2 tRNA genes and 2 rRNA genes are annotated in these 1,339 nt (G+C 53.2%); all 4 read left to right on the forward strand.

What is annotated here, in order from left to right:
- A 16S ribosomal RNA gene (locus tag R84865_RS13220) occupies positions 1-110 on the forward strand; the annotation flags it as partial.
- Between the two features lie 303 nt (positions 111-413).
- Positions 414-490 (forward strand) — tRNA-Ile (locus tag R84865_RS13225).
- Positions 491-589: 99 nt separating this feature from the next.
- Positions 590-665: transfer RNA gene (locus tag R84865_RS13230), tRNA-Ala, on the forward strand.
- Positions 666-1,120: 455 nt separating this feature from the next.
- Positions 1,121-1,339 (forward strand): 23S ribosomal RNA (locus R84865_RS13235); the annotation flags it as partial.

A 1,339-nucleotide genomic window follows, 5' to 3' on the forward strand; every position in this document is an offset into this window, starting at 1 on the left:
AAGTGGCTAGTGTAACCTTCGGGGACACGGTCACCACGGTGTGGTTTATGACTGGGGTGAAGTCGTAACAAGGTAGCCGTAGGGGAACCTGCGGCTGGATCACCTCCTTAATCGACGACGTCCTTCGGGACGAGTACCCACACATATTGTCTGATCGGAAATAGAGCGATGAAAAGCCGGATCGCCGACCGGCAAAAACCTACCGGTTAAGTGCCTGATCTGTAGCTCAATTGGTTAGAGCGCACCCCTTGACCTTAATGGAAAGCGGGTGAGGTCGGCAGCCGACCGGCAAGAACTTCACCGGTAAAAATGCCGGGTCTGTAGCTCAGTTGGTTAGAGCGCACCCCCTGACCTTAATGGAAAGCGGGTGAGGTCGGCAGCCGACCGGTAAGAACTTCACCGGTAAAAATACCGGGTCTGTAGCTCAGTTGGTTAGAGCGCACCCCTGATAAGGGTGAGGTCGGCAGTTCGAGTCTGCCCAGACCCACCAATTTTGATTTGATGCTGCGTTGTCGGAACACTCACATACTGTATGTATGCTTCGTGTCCCTCCGTCTTGCCTGAAATCAAAATCGCAGTGGTTCGATTTGGGGCTATAGCTCAGCTGGGAGAGCGCCTGCCTTGCACGCAGGAGGTCAGCGGTTCGATCCCGCTTAGCTCCACCAAATCTCGGTTTCATCACAGAACGAAGCCAGTCACGAAATCTTTCCTCTCATAGAGAGAAGAGACGTCGATGACTGTCTTTACGACAGTACGCTCTTTAACAATGTAAATCATGCTGATGCCAAATCCAGCATTACCGCAGACAGTCTCCACCAGGAGGCCTGTCTAACGTAAGCGCTGGTCTGCCACAAAATCATTGGCCCTCTCATTATCAGCGGGAGTGCCAGTGTGGTGGCAGTGAGATACGTCTCAAGCGTATCCGGCGAAAATCGTGATTAATCGGCTGGAAGAAACGAGTAGCTTCGTTCTTCTTATGACTCAGGCCGACGCACGGAATGAAGCACAAGGCGCACGGCGCGCAGCACCCGGAGCATATAGTTGATATGTGAGGATGCGAGCACCGCGCAACGCAGTGATTCGTCCGTTAAGTCGGTCTGGTGACCCCTTCGGGTTATATGGTCAAGCGATTAAGCGCACACGGTGGATGCCTTGGCAGCCAGAGGCGATGAAAGACGTGAAAGCCTGCGATAAGCGTTGGGGAGGTGGCAAATAACCTGTGATCCAGCGATCTCTGAATGGGGAAACCCACTCACCATAAGGTGAGTATCCGTACCTGAATCCATAGGGTGCGGAGGCGAACCGGGAGAACTGAAACATCTAAGTACCCCGAGGAAAA

Origin of the sequence: Carnimonas bestiolae (assembly GCF_051251145.1) — a bacterium.
GTDB lineage: Bacteria > Pseudomonadota > Gammaproteobacteria > Pseudomonadales > Halomonadaceae > Carnimonas > Carnimonas bestiolae.